The sequence below is a fragment of the Neobacillus sp. DFD-2R genome (assembly GCF_057747865.1).
Map to the genome: position 1 here is coordinate 2,131,193 of NZ_CM173228.1, position 17,159 is coordinate 2,148,351.

At 41.8% G+C, this 17,159-nt stretch carries 15 protein-coding genes and 1 riboswitch; of the genes, 13 read left to right on the forward strand and 2 right to left on the reverse strand.

Going from position 1 to position 17,159, the window contains the following annotated elements; all coding sequences use genetic code 11:
* The first annotated feature begins 4 nt into the window (after nt 1-4).
* From AC3ANV_RS10720 to AC3ANV_RS10735, 4 genes are all read left to right on the forward strand, one after another.
* Nucleotides 5-1,327 carry an FAD-binding oxidoreductase gene (locus tag AC3ANV_RS10720; RefSeq protein ID WP_488313589.1) on the forward strand — a complete coding sequence of 441 codons (1,323 nt, stop codon included), beginning with the start codon at nt 5-7 and terminating at the stop codon, nt 1,325-1,327.
* A 2-nt stretch (nt 1,328-1,329) separates the two neighbouring features.
* A complete protein-coding gene (locus AC3ANV_RS10725; protein ID WP_488313590.1) occupies nt 1,330-2,679 on the forward strand; it encodes a (Fe-S)-binding protein in 1,350 nt (449 codons plus the stop codon).
* Complete coding sequence (locus AC3ANV_RS10730; RefSeq protein WP_488313591.1) at nt 2,679-4,136, forward strand: FAD-linked oxidase C-terminal domain-containing protein; 1,458 nt, start codon at nt 2,679-2,681, stop codon at nt 4,134-4,136. Before AC3ANV_RS10725 ends, AC3ANV_RS10730 begins: the two co-directional genes overlap by 1 nt.
* A gap of 453 nt (nt 4,137-4,589) precedes the next feature.
* On the forward strand, nt 4,590-5,816 hold the full coding sequence (locus AC3ANV_RS10735; RefSeq protein ID WP_488313592.1) for a multidrug effflux MFS transporter: 1,227 nt from the start codon (nt 4,590-4,592) through the stop codon (nt 5,814-5,816).
* 92 nt (nt 5,817-5,908) lie between these two features.
* On the opposite strand, the gene AC3ANV_RS10740 is transcribed toward AC3ANV_RS10735, so the two are convergent.
* Nucleotides 5,909-6,598, reverse strand: a complete 690-nt coding sequence (locus tag AC3ANV_RS10740) for a response regulator (protein ID WP_488313593.1) — start codon at nt 6,596-6,598, stop codon at nt 5,909-5,911.
* On the reverse strand, nt 6,595-8,193 hold the full coding sequence (locus AC3ANV_RS10745) for an ATP-binding protein (protein WP_488313594.1): 1,599 nt from the start codon (nt 8,191-8,193) through the stop codon (nt 6,595-6,597). Before AC3ANV_RS10745 ends, AC3ANV_RS10740 begins: the two co-directional genes overlap by 4 nt.
* 251 nt (nt 8,194-8,444) lie before the next feature.
* Here AC3ANV_RS10745 and AC3ANV_RS10750 point away from each other — a divergent pair, with 251 nt between their 5' ends.
* From AC3ANV_RS10750 to AC3ANV_RS10790, 9 genes are all read left to right on the forward strand, one after another.
* A complete protein-coding gene (locus tag AC3ANV_RS10750) occupies nt 8,445-9,296 on the forward strand; it encodes an ABC transporter ATP-binding protein (RefSeq protein ID WP_488313595.1) in 852 nt (283 codons plus the stop codon).
* Nucleotides 9,268-10,125 carry an ABC transporter permease gene (locus tag AC3ANV_RS10755; RefSeq protein ID WP_488313596.1) on the forward strand — a complete coding sequence of 286 codons (858 nt, stop codon included), beginning with the start codon at nt 9,268-9,270 and terminating at the stop codon, nt 10,123-10,125. The genes AC3ANV_RS10750 and AC3ANV_RS10755 overlap by 29 nt, the downstream gene beginning before the upstream one ends.
* Nucleotides 10,126-10,338: 213 nt before the next feature.
* Entirely contained in the window at nt 10,339-11,403 is a 1,065-nt protein-coding gene (locus AC3ANV_RS10760; protein ID WP_488313597.1) for an ABC transporter substrate-binding protein, read from the forward strand.
* 194 nt (nt 11,404-11,597) lie between these two features.
* A complete protein-coding gene (locus AC3ANV_RS10765; protein WP_488313598.1) occupies nt 11,598-12,329 on the forward strand; it encodes a DsbA family oxidoreductase in 732 nt (243 codons plus the stop codon).
* 65 nt (nt 12,330-12,394) lie between these two features.
* A riboswitch (TPP riboswitch) is annotated at nt 12,395-12,495 on the forward strand.
* A gap of 92 nt (nt 12,496-12,587) precedes the next feature.
* Complete coding sequence (locus AC3ANV_RS10770; RefSeq protein WP_488313599.1) at nt 12,588-13,889, forward strand: acetylornithine deacetylase; 1,302 nt, start codon at nt 12,588-12,590, stop codon at nt 13,887-13,889.
* Complete coding sequence (tenA, locus tag AC3ANV_RS10775) at nt 13,886-14,557, forward strand: thiaminase II (protein WP_488313600.1); 672 nt, start codon at nt 13,886-13,888, stop codon at nt 14,555-14,557. Before AC3ANV_RS10770 ends, tenA begins: the two co-directional genes overlap by 4 nt.
* Nucleotides 14,505-15,317, forward strand: a complete 813-nt coding sequence (locus AC3ANV_RS10780) for an ABC transporter ATP-binding protein (protein ID WP_488313601.1) — start codon at nt 14,505-14,507, stop codon at nt 15,315-15,317. The genes tenA and AC3ANV_RS10780 overlap by 53 nt, the downstream gene beginning before the upstream one ends.
* Nucleotides 15,307-16,074: an ABC transporter permease gene (locus AC3ANV_RS10785; protein WP_488313602.1), complete on the forward strand. Its 768-nt coding sequence runs from the start codon at nt 15,307-15,309 to the stop codon at nt 16,072-16,074. Before AC3ANV_RS10780 ends, AC3ANV_RS10785 begins: the two co-directional genes overlap by 11 nt.
* Before the next feature lie 15 nt (nt 16,075-16,089).
* Nucleotides 16,090-17,103 carry an ABC transporter substrate-binding protein gene (locus AC3ANV_RS10790; protein ID WP_488313603.1) on the forward strand — a complete coding sequence of 338 codons (1,014 nt, stop codon included), beginning with the start codon at nt 16,090-16,092 and terminating at the stop codon, nt 17,101-17,103.
* Nucleotides 17,104-17,159: the final 56 nt, after the last annotated feature.

The window sequence follows — 17,159 nt, forward strand, 5'->3', positions numbered from 1 at the left end:
CCGTATGATAGCAGCAGAACTAATGGCCGATCTAATGAAATTCTTCCCTGAAGAACGGATTGAAGAAGGCAAACACGATCAATTGTTTGGCAATAGTGGCAAAATTGTCGTAACTCCCCAAACAGAACAAGAAATTGCCAGTGTCCTTAAATACGCAAATGAAAATGGAAAGAAAGTAAATGTTGTGAGCGGCGGTACCAAGAAGGGTTATGGAGGAACCGAAGCTTCAGCCGATATCCTTCTTTCCATGGCCAATTATAAAGGAATTATCGAGCATACTGTAGGAGATATGACCTTAACGGTCAAGGCTGGAACTACCTTTAAAGAACTGCAGGAATATTTATCCGAATATAAGCAAAAAATTCCACTGGATCCGGCTTGGCCAAAACAAGCAACGATCGGCGGTGTGATTGCTGCTAATGACAGTGGTCCTAAACGGCTCGGCTACGGATCTGCAAGGGATTTAGTCATTGGATCAAGAATCGTATATCCGGATGGATCCATCATTCGAATCGGTGGAAAAACCGTTAAAAATGTTGCCGGCTACGATATGAATAAACTATTTATCGGCTCGATGGGGACACTTGGAGTGATCTCTGAAGTTACCGTAAAACTAAGGCCGCTGCAAAAATTTGAAAGCCTTGTATTATTATCCTTCCCAGATGGAAACCTCAATGAAATCCGCTTATTTACTGTTAACCTCTTAGACTCAGTTATGGAACCATTCACATTAGAACTGCTCGGACCTTCCCTTGCAGAAAGATTGATTGGTCAACCTTCCTACACTTTAGCGATTAGCTTTGAAGATGTCGAAAGCTCTGTCCGTTACCAACTGGGATTCGTAAAGGATCTTCAACCGCAAAATACGAAATTCTTTATATTAGAACACCATGATGCTCAAGTATTTTGGAGCTCTTTTTATAAAATTACACCTAATGGCTGCCTGTCATCATCAGGATATGAGACTAGGGCTGCCTTAAAAATAGGTGTAAAAAATATGGATGTGATCCAGGTAATTAAGGAAAGTCACCTTCTCCAAGACTCTCATAATCTTATTGTCGAGGCCCATGGGGGACTTGGACACGGCCTTTGCCAAATCAATCTGACCGGTGCAAGTGACGATGTTGTTTCAGCGATTTTGAAGCTGCGAATCTTTGTTGAAAGCCTGGGTGGGTACGCTGTTATAAAGCATTTGCCTTTAGCACTAAGGCAGCAAATCGAAGTATGGGGTGAAAAACCTGCTCATTTCTTCTTGCTGGAAGGAATTAAAACAAAAGTGGACCCAAATAGAATTCTGAATCACAAACGATTTCTGGGAGGGATTTAGATATGAACCTTAAGGAAGTAAAGCAGAGTTCTGCATGTTCAACGGGAGACTTTGGTAATTATTTATGGAGTGATCCTCCAAAAGAGACGAAATGGGCTGATTGTGTTCATTGCGGTTTGTGCCTGGAAGCTTGCCCGACCTATGAACAATTAGGCCAGGAACAGCATTCGCCACGAGGCCGGGTACACCTGATTAAATCTGTTGCCGAAGGAAAGTTATTTGTAAATGAAGCATTCTCGGATCCGGTGTTCGCATGCCTTGATTGCCGCGCCTGTACCACTGCCTGTCCATCAAATGTTGATGTAGGGGGCCTAATTGAAGAGGCTCGTGGTCAAATTAGGCAAGCTATACCACTAACCGGTTGGAAGGGAAGTCTTAGCAAATTTTTCCTCGAATCCCTTTTTCCACACCATGAGCGATTAAATTCTGTTGGAAAGTTATTGAAATTTTATCAAAAGAGCGGCATTCAAAAGGTTGTTCGAAAAACAGGTCTTATTAATATTATGCCTGATCACCTTGTTGAAATGGAATCCATTATGCCGGAAGTAAAAACTTCTGTACGAAAAAAATATAAAAATATTAAACTAATTAAAGCAAAGAACGAAACGAAACGTGAAGTTTCGATTTTAACAGGGTGTATTATGGACTTGATGTTCAGCGATATCAATGAAGCTACCATAAATGTATTAACCCGCAATGGTAACGATGTAACAATCCCAAAGAATCAAGCATGCTGTGGTGCCTTGCATGTTCATGCCGGAGATCGGGATACAGGAAGGAAATTAGCCAAGCAAAATATTGAAGCGTTTATGGAATCGGAAAAAGTAATTGTAAATGCTGCAGGTTGCGGCTGTATGTTAAAAGAATATCCTGAATTATTCCATGATGATCCTGAGTGGGCAGCCAAAGCAAAAAAGTTCTCTAAAAAAGTAGAAGACATTTCCAAGTTTCTCTATGATACAGGCTATGAAAAACCTAAAGCGCAATTTAAGACCCGTATTACGTACCATGATGCGTGCCATCTGGCTCACGGACAAAGAATTCGACAAGAACCGCGTGAACTGCTTCTCAATATTCCGGGAGTGGAAATGGTACATATGCCCAATGCGGATCGGTGCTGTGGAAGTGCAGGGATCTATAATATTACGAATCCGGAAATGGCAGGAGCTGTCTTAGAAAGCAAAATGACCAATGTCCCTGAAGATGTCGAAATGATTTCGATGGGGAATCCCGGCTGTATGCTCCAAATGGCAGTCGGTGTGCAAAAATACGGAAGGGACCAAAAAATCGTTCATACTGTTCAACTGCTGGACTGGGCCTATCAAAAAGAAGAACAAGAGAGGAATGTCTGATGATGCGAAAATCAATCAAAACAAGCGACGTTCATATCATTAATCTTGAGAAACTTTTGTCTGGCCCTAACTCGATTCTTTATAAAAAGGAAGATCTGCTTGCTTATGATTGTGATGGTTATACGATAGAGAGACATTTGCCAAGGGCGGTGGTTTTTCCAAAGGATACAAGAGAGGTTTCAACGCTTGTTAAATATTGCTCGAAAAATAACCTGCCATTTCTTGCGCGCGGGGCAGGGACAGGACTCAGTGGAGGCGCTATTCCCTTAAATAATGAAGTAATTATAAGCCTTGTTAGAATGAAAAGGCTCTTAGAAATAGATTTAGAGAATCGACGAGCCGTAGTGGAACCTGGATTTGTAAACCTAAAGCTAACAAACTCGATTTCCGGCAAAGGATATTACTATGCTCCTGACCCTTCGAGTCAGTACGCTTGTACAATTGGAGGAAATGTCGCCGAAAATGCCGGAGGTGCCCATTGTCTTAAATATGGTGTAACCACAAATCATATTTTGGGTATGGAGGTTGTCTTACCAAATGGCGAAATTATTGAAATTGGAAAAAATGGGATACAGGATTTCCCTGGCTACGATTTGCTCGGCATCTTAACCGGCTCAGAAGGAACGTTGGGCATTGTGACGAAAATAACCGTTCGAATATTGAAAAATCCTGAGGGAAAAAAAACAGTACTGGCCTATTTTGATAAGGTTGTAGATGGAAGTCAGGCTGTTTCCGACATCATTTCCACCGGTATCGTCCCTGCAGCACTTGAGATGATGGATAAAACGGCGATTGAAGGTGTAGAGTCGGCAGCTTTTCCGGTAGGACATCCGAAGGATATTGAAGCCGTATTGTTGATTGAGGTAGATGGGATTTTAGCAGGGATTGATGATCAAATTGATTTAATCCTAGAAGTTTGTCAAAACAGAAATGTCAGGGAGGTAAAAGTGGCCAAAGATGAAGAGGAAAGGGGAAGATGGTGGGCGAATCGAAAAACCGGGTTTGGTGCTATGGGTGCGATATCCCCTGACTATTTGGTTCAGGATGGCGTAATCCCGCGAAGTAAACTGCCGGAAGTATTACATAAAATCAATAAAATCAGCGAGGAAAGCGGATTGAGGATTGCGAATATTTTTCATGCCGGTGATGGAAATCTTCATCCCCTTGTCCTGTTTGATTCCAGAAAACCGGGAGAAACAGAAAGAGCGATTGAGGCTGGAAGTAAATGCCTAAAAGTATGCGCAGAGGTTGGCGGCTCTATTACCGGTGAACATGGGGTTGGAATTGAGAAAAAAGATGAAATGCGATTTATTTTTAACGATGAAGAAATTAAGGCGCAAACAGATATTAGAGATGTATTTAACCCTAATAATCTATTAAATGCGGGGAAACTATTTCCAACTCCCGCTCGCTGTGTTGAAGTTAAGAAAGAAATGAAAAATATTCTGACGTCTTAAAAAAGCTAAACAGGAGCTAATGGTCAGAGCTCTTTTTTGTATATAAGTAATGGTTTCAGTGGTAATGTAAACAAAAAGAAAGCCTGAATTCCACATTATCAATGATGTGGAATTTTTTATTTTTAATTTTAGAGAAAATCTGGTAATATGTGAAAATATAAAGGTTCTTTAGTAAAGCGAAATATAAGTAAAAATAACAAGACTATTTATTTCTAAGGATATTTTAAAGCTCATTGTTGATTTAGCTCACTATGTTGATTGGAGCGGAAGGCGCGAGACTCCTGCGGGAAAAGCAGGTCAAGGGAGACCCCGCAGGCGCTTAGCGCCGAGGAGGCTCCCGACCGCCCGCGGAAAGCGAGTGCCTGGAGCGGAAATCATCAGGCAAGTTTAACAGAGCCATTTCTAAAAAGAAATTCTTCGTAAAAAGGTAGGCAGGGAGGATTGAATCAAAAAATGGGAAATTCTTTACATGATTCGATAGACAACCAGGGAGTGATTTCCCGATCTAAAAGGATATGGATGGCCCTCGTGCTTGGATCGTTAGCTGCGTTTGGTCCCTTATCCATAGACATGTATTTGCCTGCGTTACCTAATTTGGCAAAAGATTTTCACGCGAGTCAATCTTTTGTACAGCTTAGCTTGACATTTTTCCTGCTCGGTTTGGCATCAGGACAGCTGCTAGCAGGTCCGCTTAGTGATGTAGGCGGGCGACGAAAACCGCTTCTGATCGGCTTAATCACCTATTTTATTGTATCCCTATTATGTGTTTTCAGCCCTTCTATCTGGACATTAGTTGGTTTACGGTTTATTCAAGGTTTGGCTGGTTCTGCCGGTATTGTTATCTCGAGGGCGATTGTCCGCGATTTATATTCCGGTTCGGAACTAACGAGGTTCTTTTCCCTTCTTGCTTTAGTAAACGGAGTCGCTCCGATCCTCGCTCCTGTTCTCGGTGCCCAGCTGCTGAAATTTGTTCCTTGGCAGGGCATATTTATCGTTTTGGGTTTAATTGGTATTGTGATGTTTTTTGTGGTCTTATATGGTTTACCTGAGACCCTTCATGCCGAAAGACGTTCAGCCGGTGGATTTAAAAATACCATTAAGACGTTTCGAAACCTGATATTGGATCGAAGTTTCATTGGATATGCATTGGTGCAGGGGCTGGTTTTTTCAGCGATGTTTGCCTATATCTCCGGCTCTCCTTTTGTTGTGCAAAATATCTATGGCGCTTCACCGCAAATATTTAGTCTCATTTTTGCTATTAATGGGATTGGGATAATGATTGCCAGTCAAACCACGGGCAGATTGGCGGGGCGGATTCATGAGTCTAAGCTTCTGGTCTTTGGCTTTTGTATGTCCTTTATAGGGGGAATTCTTTTGCTAATTCTCCTGCTGTCACAGGCTGACCTTATATATATTTTACTGCCATTATTTTTTGTTGTTTCAAGTGTGGGTGTTGTTAATACAGCCGGTTTTTCACTCGCTATGCAAAAACAAGGAAAGTCTGCAGGTAGTGCATCAGCGCTACTTGGGGTTTTATCTCTAGCGTTTGGGGCAATTGTTGCCCCCCTTGTTGGAATAGGGGGAGGGCATACAGCAATACCAATGGGAATTGTAATTGTATGTGCAGGAGGCGGTGCAGTTCTTTCCTACCTTTTCATTGTTCCAAGAAAACAAAAGTAAGTAATTTCCTGATAATTAAAAAAACAAAGATAAAGCAGTGAGGTCAGGCCCCACTGCTTTTTATATTGAATGATACTATCATTGGTCCGCCTTTAGTTTACAATCCGATACAATCTTAGCGGCCGCCCAACCGTCCCGTATTGTTGTTCTTCAATCAACTCTTGTTCCTCCACCAAATAGGAGAGGTACGTTCTAGTTGTCGAAAGACTGACGCCGGCTAACTTTGCAATTTGCTCGGCGCTTAGCGGTTCAGGTGAGTAGGTGATGCATTTTTTTATTTTCTCTAAAGTACGTAAATCAATTCCTTTTTGATTGTTTGGTAAAAACGTTGATTCCGAGATTCGCAGTTTTTTCAAATCATCCACTGTACCTTGGTCCAGCTGGCTTGAGGAAGAAAGCCTGGATTTAAATTTCACATATTTTAATAGAGCTGTTTGAAGCTGATTAAGATTAAAAGGCTTGATAAGGTAATCAATGACTCCGAAGCGAAAGCCATCTTCGACGATTTCCAGTTCTTTTGCAGCGGTAATTAAAATCACGTCACAACGTCTATTTTGCATCCGAATGGTTTTTAACAGCTCTATCCCGGACTGATCCGGGAGGTACACATCTAATAAGAGCAAATCGGGCTCCACCAAATCCATCATTGCTAACGCTTCTTCAAAGCTATGTGCGGTTCCAACTAATTGGTAGCCTTTTTGAGATGCAATAAACTTACCATGAAGCTTTGCAATCATAAAATCATCATCCACAACCAAAACACGCAATAATTGCTGACTCATGACGAGCCCTCCATTCGTGGTAAACTTACTTGTAATGTAGCCCCTGTTGGGGTAGAAATCATAAAGATAGTACCATCTAATCTTGAGACTAAACGGGATACTAATGCTAAACCAAATCCTCGTCCTTCCCCCTTAGTTGTTTTGCCATCCTCAAACATTTGGTCGCCTATTTTTGGATCAATACCGGGACCTGTGTCGCTCACTTCCATATAAAGGCGTTCATCTTCTTTAATATGGACCGTTATCGTTGTAGCGGGGTGCGTTTCCTTATCAAGTGTATTAATCGCTTCCATAGCATTTTCAATTGCATTACCCAGAATCGTCAGAACGGTTTCCCTGTGGGGGCAAAGCTCGGACACGCTTGAGTCACCTGTAATGGTTAGGTGAATTCCCAGTTCTTTGGCCCGATGCATTTTGCCGATAAGTACGCCAACAATTGCCGGGTCACGAACGCGGGCTAGGAAAAAGTCGAGAACATTTTGTTGTTCATTGTGTACTTCATCTATCAACTCTTTTACAAGCTCATATTCCTTCATTTGGATTAGGCCGGAAATGAGGTGAAGCTTGTTCATAAATTCATGGCGCTGACTCCGTAATGTATCCACGTACTGGCCGATATCTGCTAACCTTTGGTCCAGTTGATCAAGCTGTAATTTGTCACGAAAACTTGCTACAGCACCAATCACTGCACCATTAAGTTTAACGGGGATTCGGTTTACAACTACCAATGAGTTGCCAACAATCATCGGTTGGTCAAAATGGGAAATTCCTTCGCTTATAACTTCATGGAGTCGTGAGCTGGGGAGGATAGATGTAACCGCTTTCCCGATTGGGTCGCCAAATTCCTTTGGTAACACACTTTTTGCTTCCCGATTAAAGGTAGTAATAACTCCGTTTGTATCCACTGCGATGATCCCCTCCCGAATGGATTCAAGAATCGCAGCTTGCTGTTGTGTAAGAAAAGCAATTTCGTGTGGTTCCAAATTGAAAATTTGCTTTTTAATATGACCGGAGAGTAAAAATGCACCAATGAGGCCGACGATTAAAGCGATTATTCCAATTCCGATAATTTCTAAGATTAAGGAAGTTAGTTTTTTCCATATATTCTCCATTAAAAAGCCTACTGAAACGATACCAATTTGATGATGCTGCCGGTCAAATACAGGATATTTTCCACGAATCGACAAACCCAGTGTGCCCGTTGCTTGCGTAATGCTTCCTTTTCCAAGCAATACTTTCTTGTCATCATCGCCCACCATATGCCTGCCGATTTTCAATGGATCAGGATGGCTATAGCGAATTAACTTCATATTTGAAACGACAATAAACTGAGCTCCTGTTTTCTTTCTGATACTTTCGGCAATTGGCTGGATGATCGAAGAGGGGTCAGGCTCCTTGAAGGCTTGGACGACATCAGGTAATCCTGCAACCGTTTTCGCAACCGCCAGGGCATTCGTGCCAGTCTCTCCATATTCCCTGTGAACCATTATTATAGATAAAGTGACAATAAAAAGTACAAGGACAAATAATAGATTTAATAAAATGAGACCATTAATTTTAGTACGCAGCTTCATGGGGACTTTTTTCCGTTTCAACCGTAAACACATCCTTTTCCGCTTCAAAGGGAGAAGTTTATTAATTTTCAGAAAAATAAAACTACCTTTATTTTAAAATAAAAACCTTGAGGCAGTCTATATCAAAAAAGTATTTATTCCAGTTGGGGAAATCGTTTAAATTGTTTTTATTGTTTTTATCAAACATATCGCGTAAATATTTTCGTAATGTTTTGAATTTTCTATAATTCATAATGTAAACGTTACCAAAAATATAGAAATGGGGGAATCCAGTGGGTGCTTTGGAGAAAAAGGTATATCAGGCCATGACACATTCGGCTCCGGCAATGATGGAACTAAGAGGAGTCACAAAAGAATTTATTAAGCCGTCAGGGGAAGTCCATACTGTTTTGCGAAATATTGATTTGAAAATTTCAAAAGGAGAATTTGTCTCGATTGTTGGACCAACTGGCTGTGGGAAATCAACAACATTAAGTTTAATTGCAGGGTTTGAACCTCCTTCAGTCGGTGAAGTTCTTATTTCGGGTGAGAAATTAGAAGGGATCAATCCCTGGGCTGCCTGTGTCTTCCAAACAGAAAATGCCTTTCCGTGGAAAACAGTCATCGACAATGTTTCCTTGGGATTACGGTTACGGGGAATGAGTAAAGCTGAAGCTTATGAAGAGGCAAGAAAATGGATTGCCCGTGTTGGATTAAAAGGATTTGAAGGACATTATCCTTCTCAGCTTTCGGGGGGGATGAGAAAACGGGTGGCATTAGCCCAAAGTTTAATTGTTCAACCCGAAATTCTCCTAATGGACGAGTCGTTCTCGGCCCTTGATGTCCACACAAGACATTTGATGGAGAATGAATTGCTTCGGATTTGGGAAGAAACGTCCGCATCGGTATTTTTTATCACACATGATTTAGAGGAAGCAATTGCTTTAAGTGACAGGGTCATTGTATTGACGGCAGGACCGGGGGCTACGGTAAAAGGAGATTACCGGATTGATTTGCCAAGACCTCGTAATGTCGCGGAAATAAGTTTTGATCCTGCTTTTATGAAAATCCACAAACAAATTTGGGAAGATTTGAAGGACGAGGTGATGATCAGTTATGAAAACGCAAACAAACTCCATTCCTAGTCCTGCTAGTGTGGAAGTAGTTTCTCGAAGAGCAGAGTTAAAGAAGAAAGCGCTAAAACTTCGAGTCCGCAATTTAAGCCTGCAGCTGTCAGTGTTTGTTGTGCTGATGGGATCTTGGCAATATTTATCCAGTCGGGCCTTGATAGATCCATTCTTTTTCTCAAGTCCATTCGATATCGTGAAGCATATTTGGACATGGGTGGTAAATGGAACTACTGCCGGCCCGCTATACCTTCAATTCCTGGTTACTTTTGAGGAAACAATCCTTTCCTTTGTATTGGGAGGAATCGCAGGAATCATTTTCGGTTATGCATTAGGAGTTAATGAACTTCTTTCGGTTATTTTAGGTCCTTATATTAAAATGATCAATGCCATTCCGCGGGTTGTGCTTGTTCCAATTTTTATCCTATGGTTTGGACTTGGCATGTCCTCCAAGGTTGCTTCAGGTTTAGTTCTTACGTTTTTCATTGTTTTCTTTAATGCCTTTCAAGGGGTAAGAGAGGTGGATCGGAATTTAGTGAACAACGCGAGGCTTTTAGGAGCAAGCAAACGCCAATTAGCCCGTCATGTTATTATCCCTTCTGCCCTTACATGGATTTTATCGAGCTTGCATTCAAGCTTTGGTTTTGCCTTAATCGGGGCGGTTGTTGGTGAATTCATTGGTGCAACAGAAGGACTGGGTTACCTAATCGCCCAGGCACAGGGTGCGTTTGATACAACAGGTGTTTTTGCAGGGATGGTCATACTGTCCATCACCGCGTTAATTGCCGATTGGGGAGTATCAAAGCTGGAAAAACGGTTTATTGCTTGGCGGCATATCCGCCAATAACTTATATAAGCGGAAGCGACCGTTAAGCGACGTATGGACTGGACCGCTCCGTATGAGATAAAGGAAACACGAATCGCGTTTTTTGCGATTCGATGTTGACTTATCGTAAGGAGGAGAGGGAAGTACACTAGTCGCTGGGAGCTGGAGCTAGACAATTCTATAAGAACGAGTTTTATATCTATTTATCTATAAAATATAAGGGGGAAATTATTAATGAACAAAACGATGAAAAGATTAAGCACTGGGGTATCAGGTATTGCAATTGCAGCGATGCTGTTATCAGGATGTTCTTCCTCTTCAACAACATCGGCACCAAGCAAAACAAAAGACAACAGCAGTACATCTACATCAGGAACTCCAAGGGTGTCGATTATGGTCGGCGGCTTGGAGAAAATTATTTACTTGCCGTATATGCTGGCTGAAAAGCTTGGCTATTACAAGGAAGCAGGAGTAACAGTAACCCTGGTTGAGGAAAGTGCCGGACAGGATGCCGAGCTAGCCCTTTTAGCCGGACAGGTCGATGGAGCAGGGGGATTTTACGATCATACCCTTGACTTACAAACAAAAGGGAAAAAGGTCGAATCAGTTGTAACAATGGCCGACGTTCCGGGTGAGCAGCTGATGGTAGCCAATCGATTAAAGGATAAAGTGAAAACATTAGCGGATTTAAAGGGACTTACCATCGGGGTAACGGGACTTGGCTCCTCTACAAATATGCTGGCAAGTTACAATGTAGTTAAAGGCGGCAATAAGGAAAGCGATTATAAACCATTGCCGGTTGGAGCCGGTCAGACTTTAATCGCTGCAATGCAAAATAACCGAATCGATGCAGCCGTAACAAGTGAGCCAACTGCAACATTACTAAAGAATAAAAATTTAGCTTACACGTTTGTGGATATGAACTCTAAAGATGGTACAGAAGCGGCATTAGGCGGAAAATATGCCTCTACAAGTCTCTATATGAATTACGATTTTGTGAAAAAGAACCCGGATGTTGTGCAAAAATTGGCTAATGCCTATGTAAAAACACTGAAATGGATGAGTACCCATACTCCTGAAGAAATTGCCGATAAAATGCCGGAGGAGTACTATGCAGGTGATAAAGCCGTATATATCCAGGCCCTTAAAGGTCAGCTTCCAATGTTCACAACTGATGGAAAAATGCCTGCAGGGGTTCCGGAAAATGTTCAGAAAATTCTCTCTGCCTTTAAACCGGCTGTAAAGAGTGTCGATCTTAGCCAGACATATACAAACAAATTTGTTGATAAAGTGAAGTAATGATTTTCATATGACCGGGTGCCGCTTGCTGCGGCCCCGGTTTTATGGTGAAAAAGGCAACTTTTTGTTAAAACCAGGCCAAAGGATTTACCCTTTTATTAAAGGGTAAATATTTCGGTCTTAAGCAGCTAAATATGGGATTTATGCTGGTTGTGTTACTATAGTACTTAATCGTAGAAAATCGAGGTGTTTACATGAAAATAGAAGTTTGGTCTGATTTCGCTTGTCCTTTTTGTTATATTGGGAAGCGCAGGTTAGAGGAAGCGCTGGATCAATTTCCACATAAGGATCAGGTAGAAGTGGAATTTAAAAGCTTTGAGCTCGATCCAAATTCACCAAAGAATATCGATAAAAATATGCACGAAGTATTAGCAGCAAAATATGGTATGAGTCTTGAACAAGCTAAACAAGCAAATCAAAATGTTGGGCAGCAGGCTGCCGGAGTGGGATTAACCTACCACTTTGACACGATGAAACCAACGAATACCTTTGATGCCCATCGTTTGACAAAATTTGCGAAAACGTATGGGAAAGAAGCAGAAGTTACTGAAAAGCTGCTTTATGCATACTTTACTGAATCAAAGCACATCGGGGATTACGATACCTTGGCAGATATCGCAGAAGCTGCAGGCATTGACCGTGATGAAACATTAAAGATGCTGCAGGATAAAAACGCCTATGCAAATGATGTTCGGATTGATGAATCAATTGCACAACAATATGGCATTGGCGGCGTACCTTATTTTGTTATAAATCAAAAATACGCAATTTCCGGTGCACAACCGACTGCAACATTCAATGGTGCGCTCCAACAAGTGTGGCAAGAGGAATCTGCCTCACCGGTGTTGCAGAACCTTTCATCAGAGAATGCAGAAGATGCAAGCTGTGCGGATGGCAGCTGTGTGATTCCGGAACGAAAAGAGTAATATTACTTTACATTTTCTAATTCTGTGCTATAGTTTTACTATATTTTGAACTTTATATGTTGATCGACTCACACTAGGGGGGCCTTTGGCTGAGATGGAACTTTGTTCTAGACCCTTTGAACCTGATCTGGATGATACCAGCGGAGGGAAGTGGAACGAATCATTTATGTCAGCCTCATTTAATTTGACATTAATCTTCAAACCACTCATTTCTCCGAAAGTGAGTGGTTTTTATTTTGCAATTAAGGGGAAAGAAAAATGAGAGCGATATCTGAAGATTTGTCACAAAAGATTTCGGATCAAGTGGAAGCAAAAAAAGAAGAATTGATTGAATTACTGACAAAACTAATTGCGTTTCCAACAGTAAGCCCTCCTGCACGTAATACAAATGATGTGCAGGAAGTCATTAAAGAATACTTGGAAGATTTGGGATTTAAAACCGATAAGTGGGATGTGTACCCTGGTGACCCCAATGTTGTCGGCGTTTTAAAAGGAGAAGCATCTGATCAATATAATAGTTTAATTATCAACGGTCATATGGATGTCGCCGAGGTTGGTGATGATAAAGAGTGGGATGAATCACCGTTTACCACTTATATCAAAGATTCTTATATTTATGGACGCGGTGTTGCCGACATGAAGGGCGGAATAGCAGCATCGCTAATGGCTATTAAACTATTAAAAGAACTTGGTATCACGCTTAAAGGAGATCTTCAATTTCAGTCGGTCATCGGCGAAGAAGTGGGAGAAGCGGGAACCCTTGATTGTACCGAAAAAGGATATACAGCCGATTATGCTGTAGTCGTCGATACTAGTGACTTACATATCCAAGGACAGGGCGGCGTCATTACAGGTTGGATTACAATTCAAAGTAAAGAAACCTATCACGATGGCTTGCGCAGGAAGATGATACATGCGGGTGGCGGTGTTAAGGGTGCCAGTGCAATTGAGAAAATGATGAAAATCATTTCGGGGCTTCAGGAGCTTGAACGGCATTGGGCTGTAACGAAAAGCTATGAAGGCTTCGAACCTGGAAGCAATACCATTAATCCTGCTGTAATTGAAGGAGGCAGGCATGCCGCTTTTGTTGCCGATCGCTGTGCGCTCTGGATCACGGTTCATTTTTATCCGAATGAAGATTACGAAGCGGTTATCAAGGAAATTGAACAGCATATTCATGCGGTGGCTGAAGCCGATCCGTGGTTGCGAGATAATCCGCCGCAATTCACGTGGGGTGGAAAATCGATGATTGAGGATCGGGGTGAGATTTTCCCTTCATTAGAAATTGATCCTGAGCACCCGGGTACGCTTCTGTTAGCAGATTCATTTGAAAAATTGTTAACGCAAAAGCCAAACATAGGAATGTCTCCAACTGTTACCGATGCAGGTTGGCTTGGACGGGCAGGAATTCCAACGGTCATATTTGGGCCTGGAAAATTAGAGGATGCCCATGCCGTCAATGAAAAAGTTGAAATCAGGCAATTAGTAGATTTTACAAAAGTATTAGCCGTTTTTATTGCTGAATGGTGCAATACTACCAGGAATGAGGCAAAAAAATGAAGTTTACAGAATTTCTTTTTGAAAAAGTAACGGGAATTTGGGAGAAAACCCATCTGCATCCTTTTGTAGTGGGGATGGGCACTGGGGAATTGCCTGTTGAATCATTTATCCGTTACATGAAACAGGATTATGTGTTTTTAATTGATTATTCCAGGCTTTTTGCTTTAGGTGCCGTAAAGGCAAAAGACCTCGAAACGATGGCTGCTTTTGCAAGGCTGCTGCATGAGACCTTGCACGGAGAAATGGAGCTGCACCGTCGATATGCTGAACGGTTTGGAATTACCCATCAGCAGTTGGAGGAAACAAAGCCTACCCCGATTAATTTAGCCTATACACGCTACATGCTGAATGTCGCGCAGAATGGGTCTCTGGAAGAATTGATCTCAGCGTTGCTTCCTTGTATGTGGAGCTACTGGGAAATCGGCAAAATGCTCGCGGAAAAATATCCGGGATCAACAGAGCATCCTTTCTATGGGGAATGGATCAAGATGTACTCCTCAAATGAATTCGGTTCATTGGCTACCTGGCTGATTGATTTGTTAGACCAATTGGCAGCCGGGAAGCCGGAGCGGGAATTAAAAGTCATCGAAGAGCATTTTTTAACGACATCCCGGTATGAATTTCTGTTCTGGGATATGGTCTATCAGGGGGGCGAGTGGCCTGTCTAGTCCGGCAATTTTAACAATAAAAGAACTTTCGTATGCTTTACCCGGTAACGCAGGTTCGAAGTCCATTTTTCAAGACATCGAAATGGATGTGAAGTCCGGGGAGTTTGTCTCCGTAATTGGTGCAAGTGGTTCAGGAAAGAGCACGCTTTTTAAACTGATAACGGGTTTATTGGAGCCTGATCAAGGACTAATCCGGATAGATGGCCAACAGTCAGAAAATAGATTAGGAAAAGTGGGCTATATGCCGCAAAAGGATTTGCTTTTACCTTGGAGAACAGTAATGGACAATGTGCTAATACCATTAGAAATTAAGAGGGAAAAAAAGCAGGGCAAAATGGCGGAAATTAGGGAGTGGTTAACACGGTTTGGCTTGGCTGAATATGAACACGCCTATCCGCATGAACTATCCGGAGGAATGAAGCAGCGAGTCGCGTTTTTAAGAACAATCATGACAGGCAGGGACCTTCTTTTATTAGATGAGCCCTTTGGTGCTCTCGATTCGATGACAAAGCATAACATGCACAGCTGGTTATTGGAATTATGGGGCGATTTACAAAAGACGGTATTGTTTATCACTCATGACCTGGAGGAAGCGATTTTATTAAGCGATCGGATTTATCTATTAACCGGTGATGGCAAGGGTAAAGTGAAAGAAATGCCCGTTTATTTGCCAAGACCGAGGCGTTCGGAGATTATTTATCAATCAGAGTTCATTGCGATGAGAAAAGAATTGGAGATGCTAATTCACAATGAAAAGTAGATTGAAAAAATGGACAGATGACTATGGTCTATTTGTATTGGTCGTCGTTCTTCTTATAAGCTTATGGGAATGGGTTGTAAGAAATGGATTTATTCCATCGTTTATTTTGCCTTCTCCTTCATCCATCTGGAAATCCTTGATGGAAAACCGACAACTTTTGTTGGAACAGCATTTGCCTGCAACCCTTAAAGAGGTAATGATCGGTTTTGTCCTGTCCCTCATCGGTGGTGTGATTCTTGGGGTTGGGATGCATTTTTCGAGGGCATTGGAAAAGGTACTTTATCCCTTTCTCGTAATATCACAAACAGTGCCGCTAATTGCGATTTCTCCGATTTTTATCATGTGGTTCGGTTACTCGATTTGGAGTAAAATTGCCGTTACTATTTTAACAGCTTTCTTTCCGATCGTCGTTAGTACATATGATGGGCTAAAGGTTGGGGGTGAGGAATATCGCGAATTACTGCTGACGATGGGGGCAAATCGCTGGCAAATTTTTAAGAAAATCCAAGTTCCACTGGCGCTGCCAACCTTTTTTTCAGGATTGAAAATGTCTGTTGTTTATTGTGTCGTAGGAGCGACCATTGGCGAATGGCTTGGTGCAAGCGAAGGCTTAGGGTATTTCAGCCGGCGAATGTCAGGAAATCTCCAGGCAGATGCCGTATTTGCTGCAATATTTCTACTTTCATTACTCGGAATCATTCTTTTTTTATTAATAGGGTTTATCGAAAAGCAATTATTGAAGAATAAAGTTCGCTAGGAAGGAAGAAAAACAATGAAAAAAAGTTTTTTCATCATCATTAGTTTATTTTTACTATTATTAAGTGCTTGCAGTGCCGGAAATAAGGATAATCAGGCCGGCACAAAGAAGGATTCGGGTACTAACCAGAAAACCCAAAAGGTTACATTAATGTTAGACTGGTATCCCAATGCCGTACACTCCTTGCTATATGCAGCACAGGAAAAGGGATATTTTAAAGAGCAGGGCTTAGATGTCGATATTAAAATGCCTGCTGATACAAACGATCCGCTTAAATTAGTTGCTGCCAACCAAGTCGACATGGCGATTAGCTATCAGCCGGAGGTGTTAGTTGCACGCGGGGAAAATATCCCTGTTCAATCATTTGCAGCTCTTGTCCGCCATCCGCTTAATCAGTTAATGGTACCTGCCAATGGACCGATTAAATCACCTAAAGATTTAGCCGGGAAAACAATCGGTTATCCTTCGATTCCGTTAGATGAAGCCATTGTTCAAACGATGGTGAAGTCAGCCGGCGGTGATCCGCAGAAAATTAAAATGGTTGATGTTGGCTGGGATTTGATCCCGGCAATGGCAACGAAGAAAACAGATGCGCTTATCGGAGGTTATATCAACCACGAGAAATTATTGCTGGAAAAAGAAGGTCATCCAATGCGGGCATTAAATCCAAAAGAATTTGGTGTTCCGGATTATTATGAATTAGTTTTAGTTGGCAGTGAAAAAGAACTGAAGACAAAACCGGAAGTGTTCAAAAAGTTTTTGGCAGCAATTACAAAGGGACAACAATATGTCCAGCAAAATCCTGAAGAGGGATTGTCGATTTTAATGAAGCATGAAGATAAATCCTCACCTTTGGATAAGGATGTAGAAACAAAGAGCTTGCAAATTCTGCTTCCACTGATGGATGCAAAAAATAAGGCTTTTGGCTACCAGGATCCGCAAACATGGACAAATGTTGCGAAGTGGTTGGAAGATAATAAAGTCGTAAAGACAACTATCCATGCTAAAGATGCATTTGTGAATTTCTAACAGGGGACAGGCACCATCCAATATTTGGATGGTGCCTGTCGTTATTTAGGATTTAG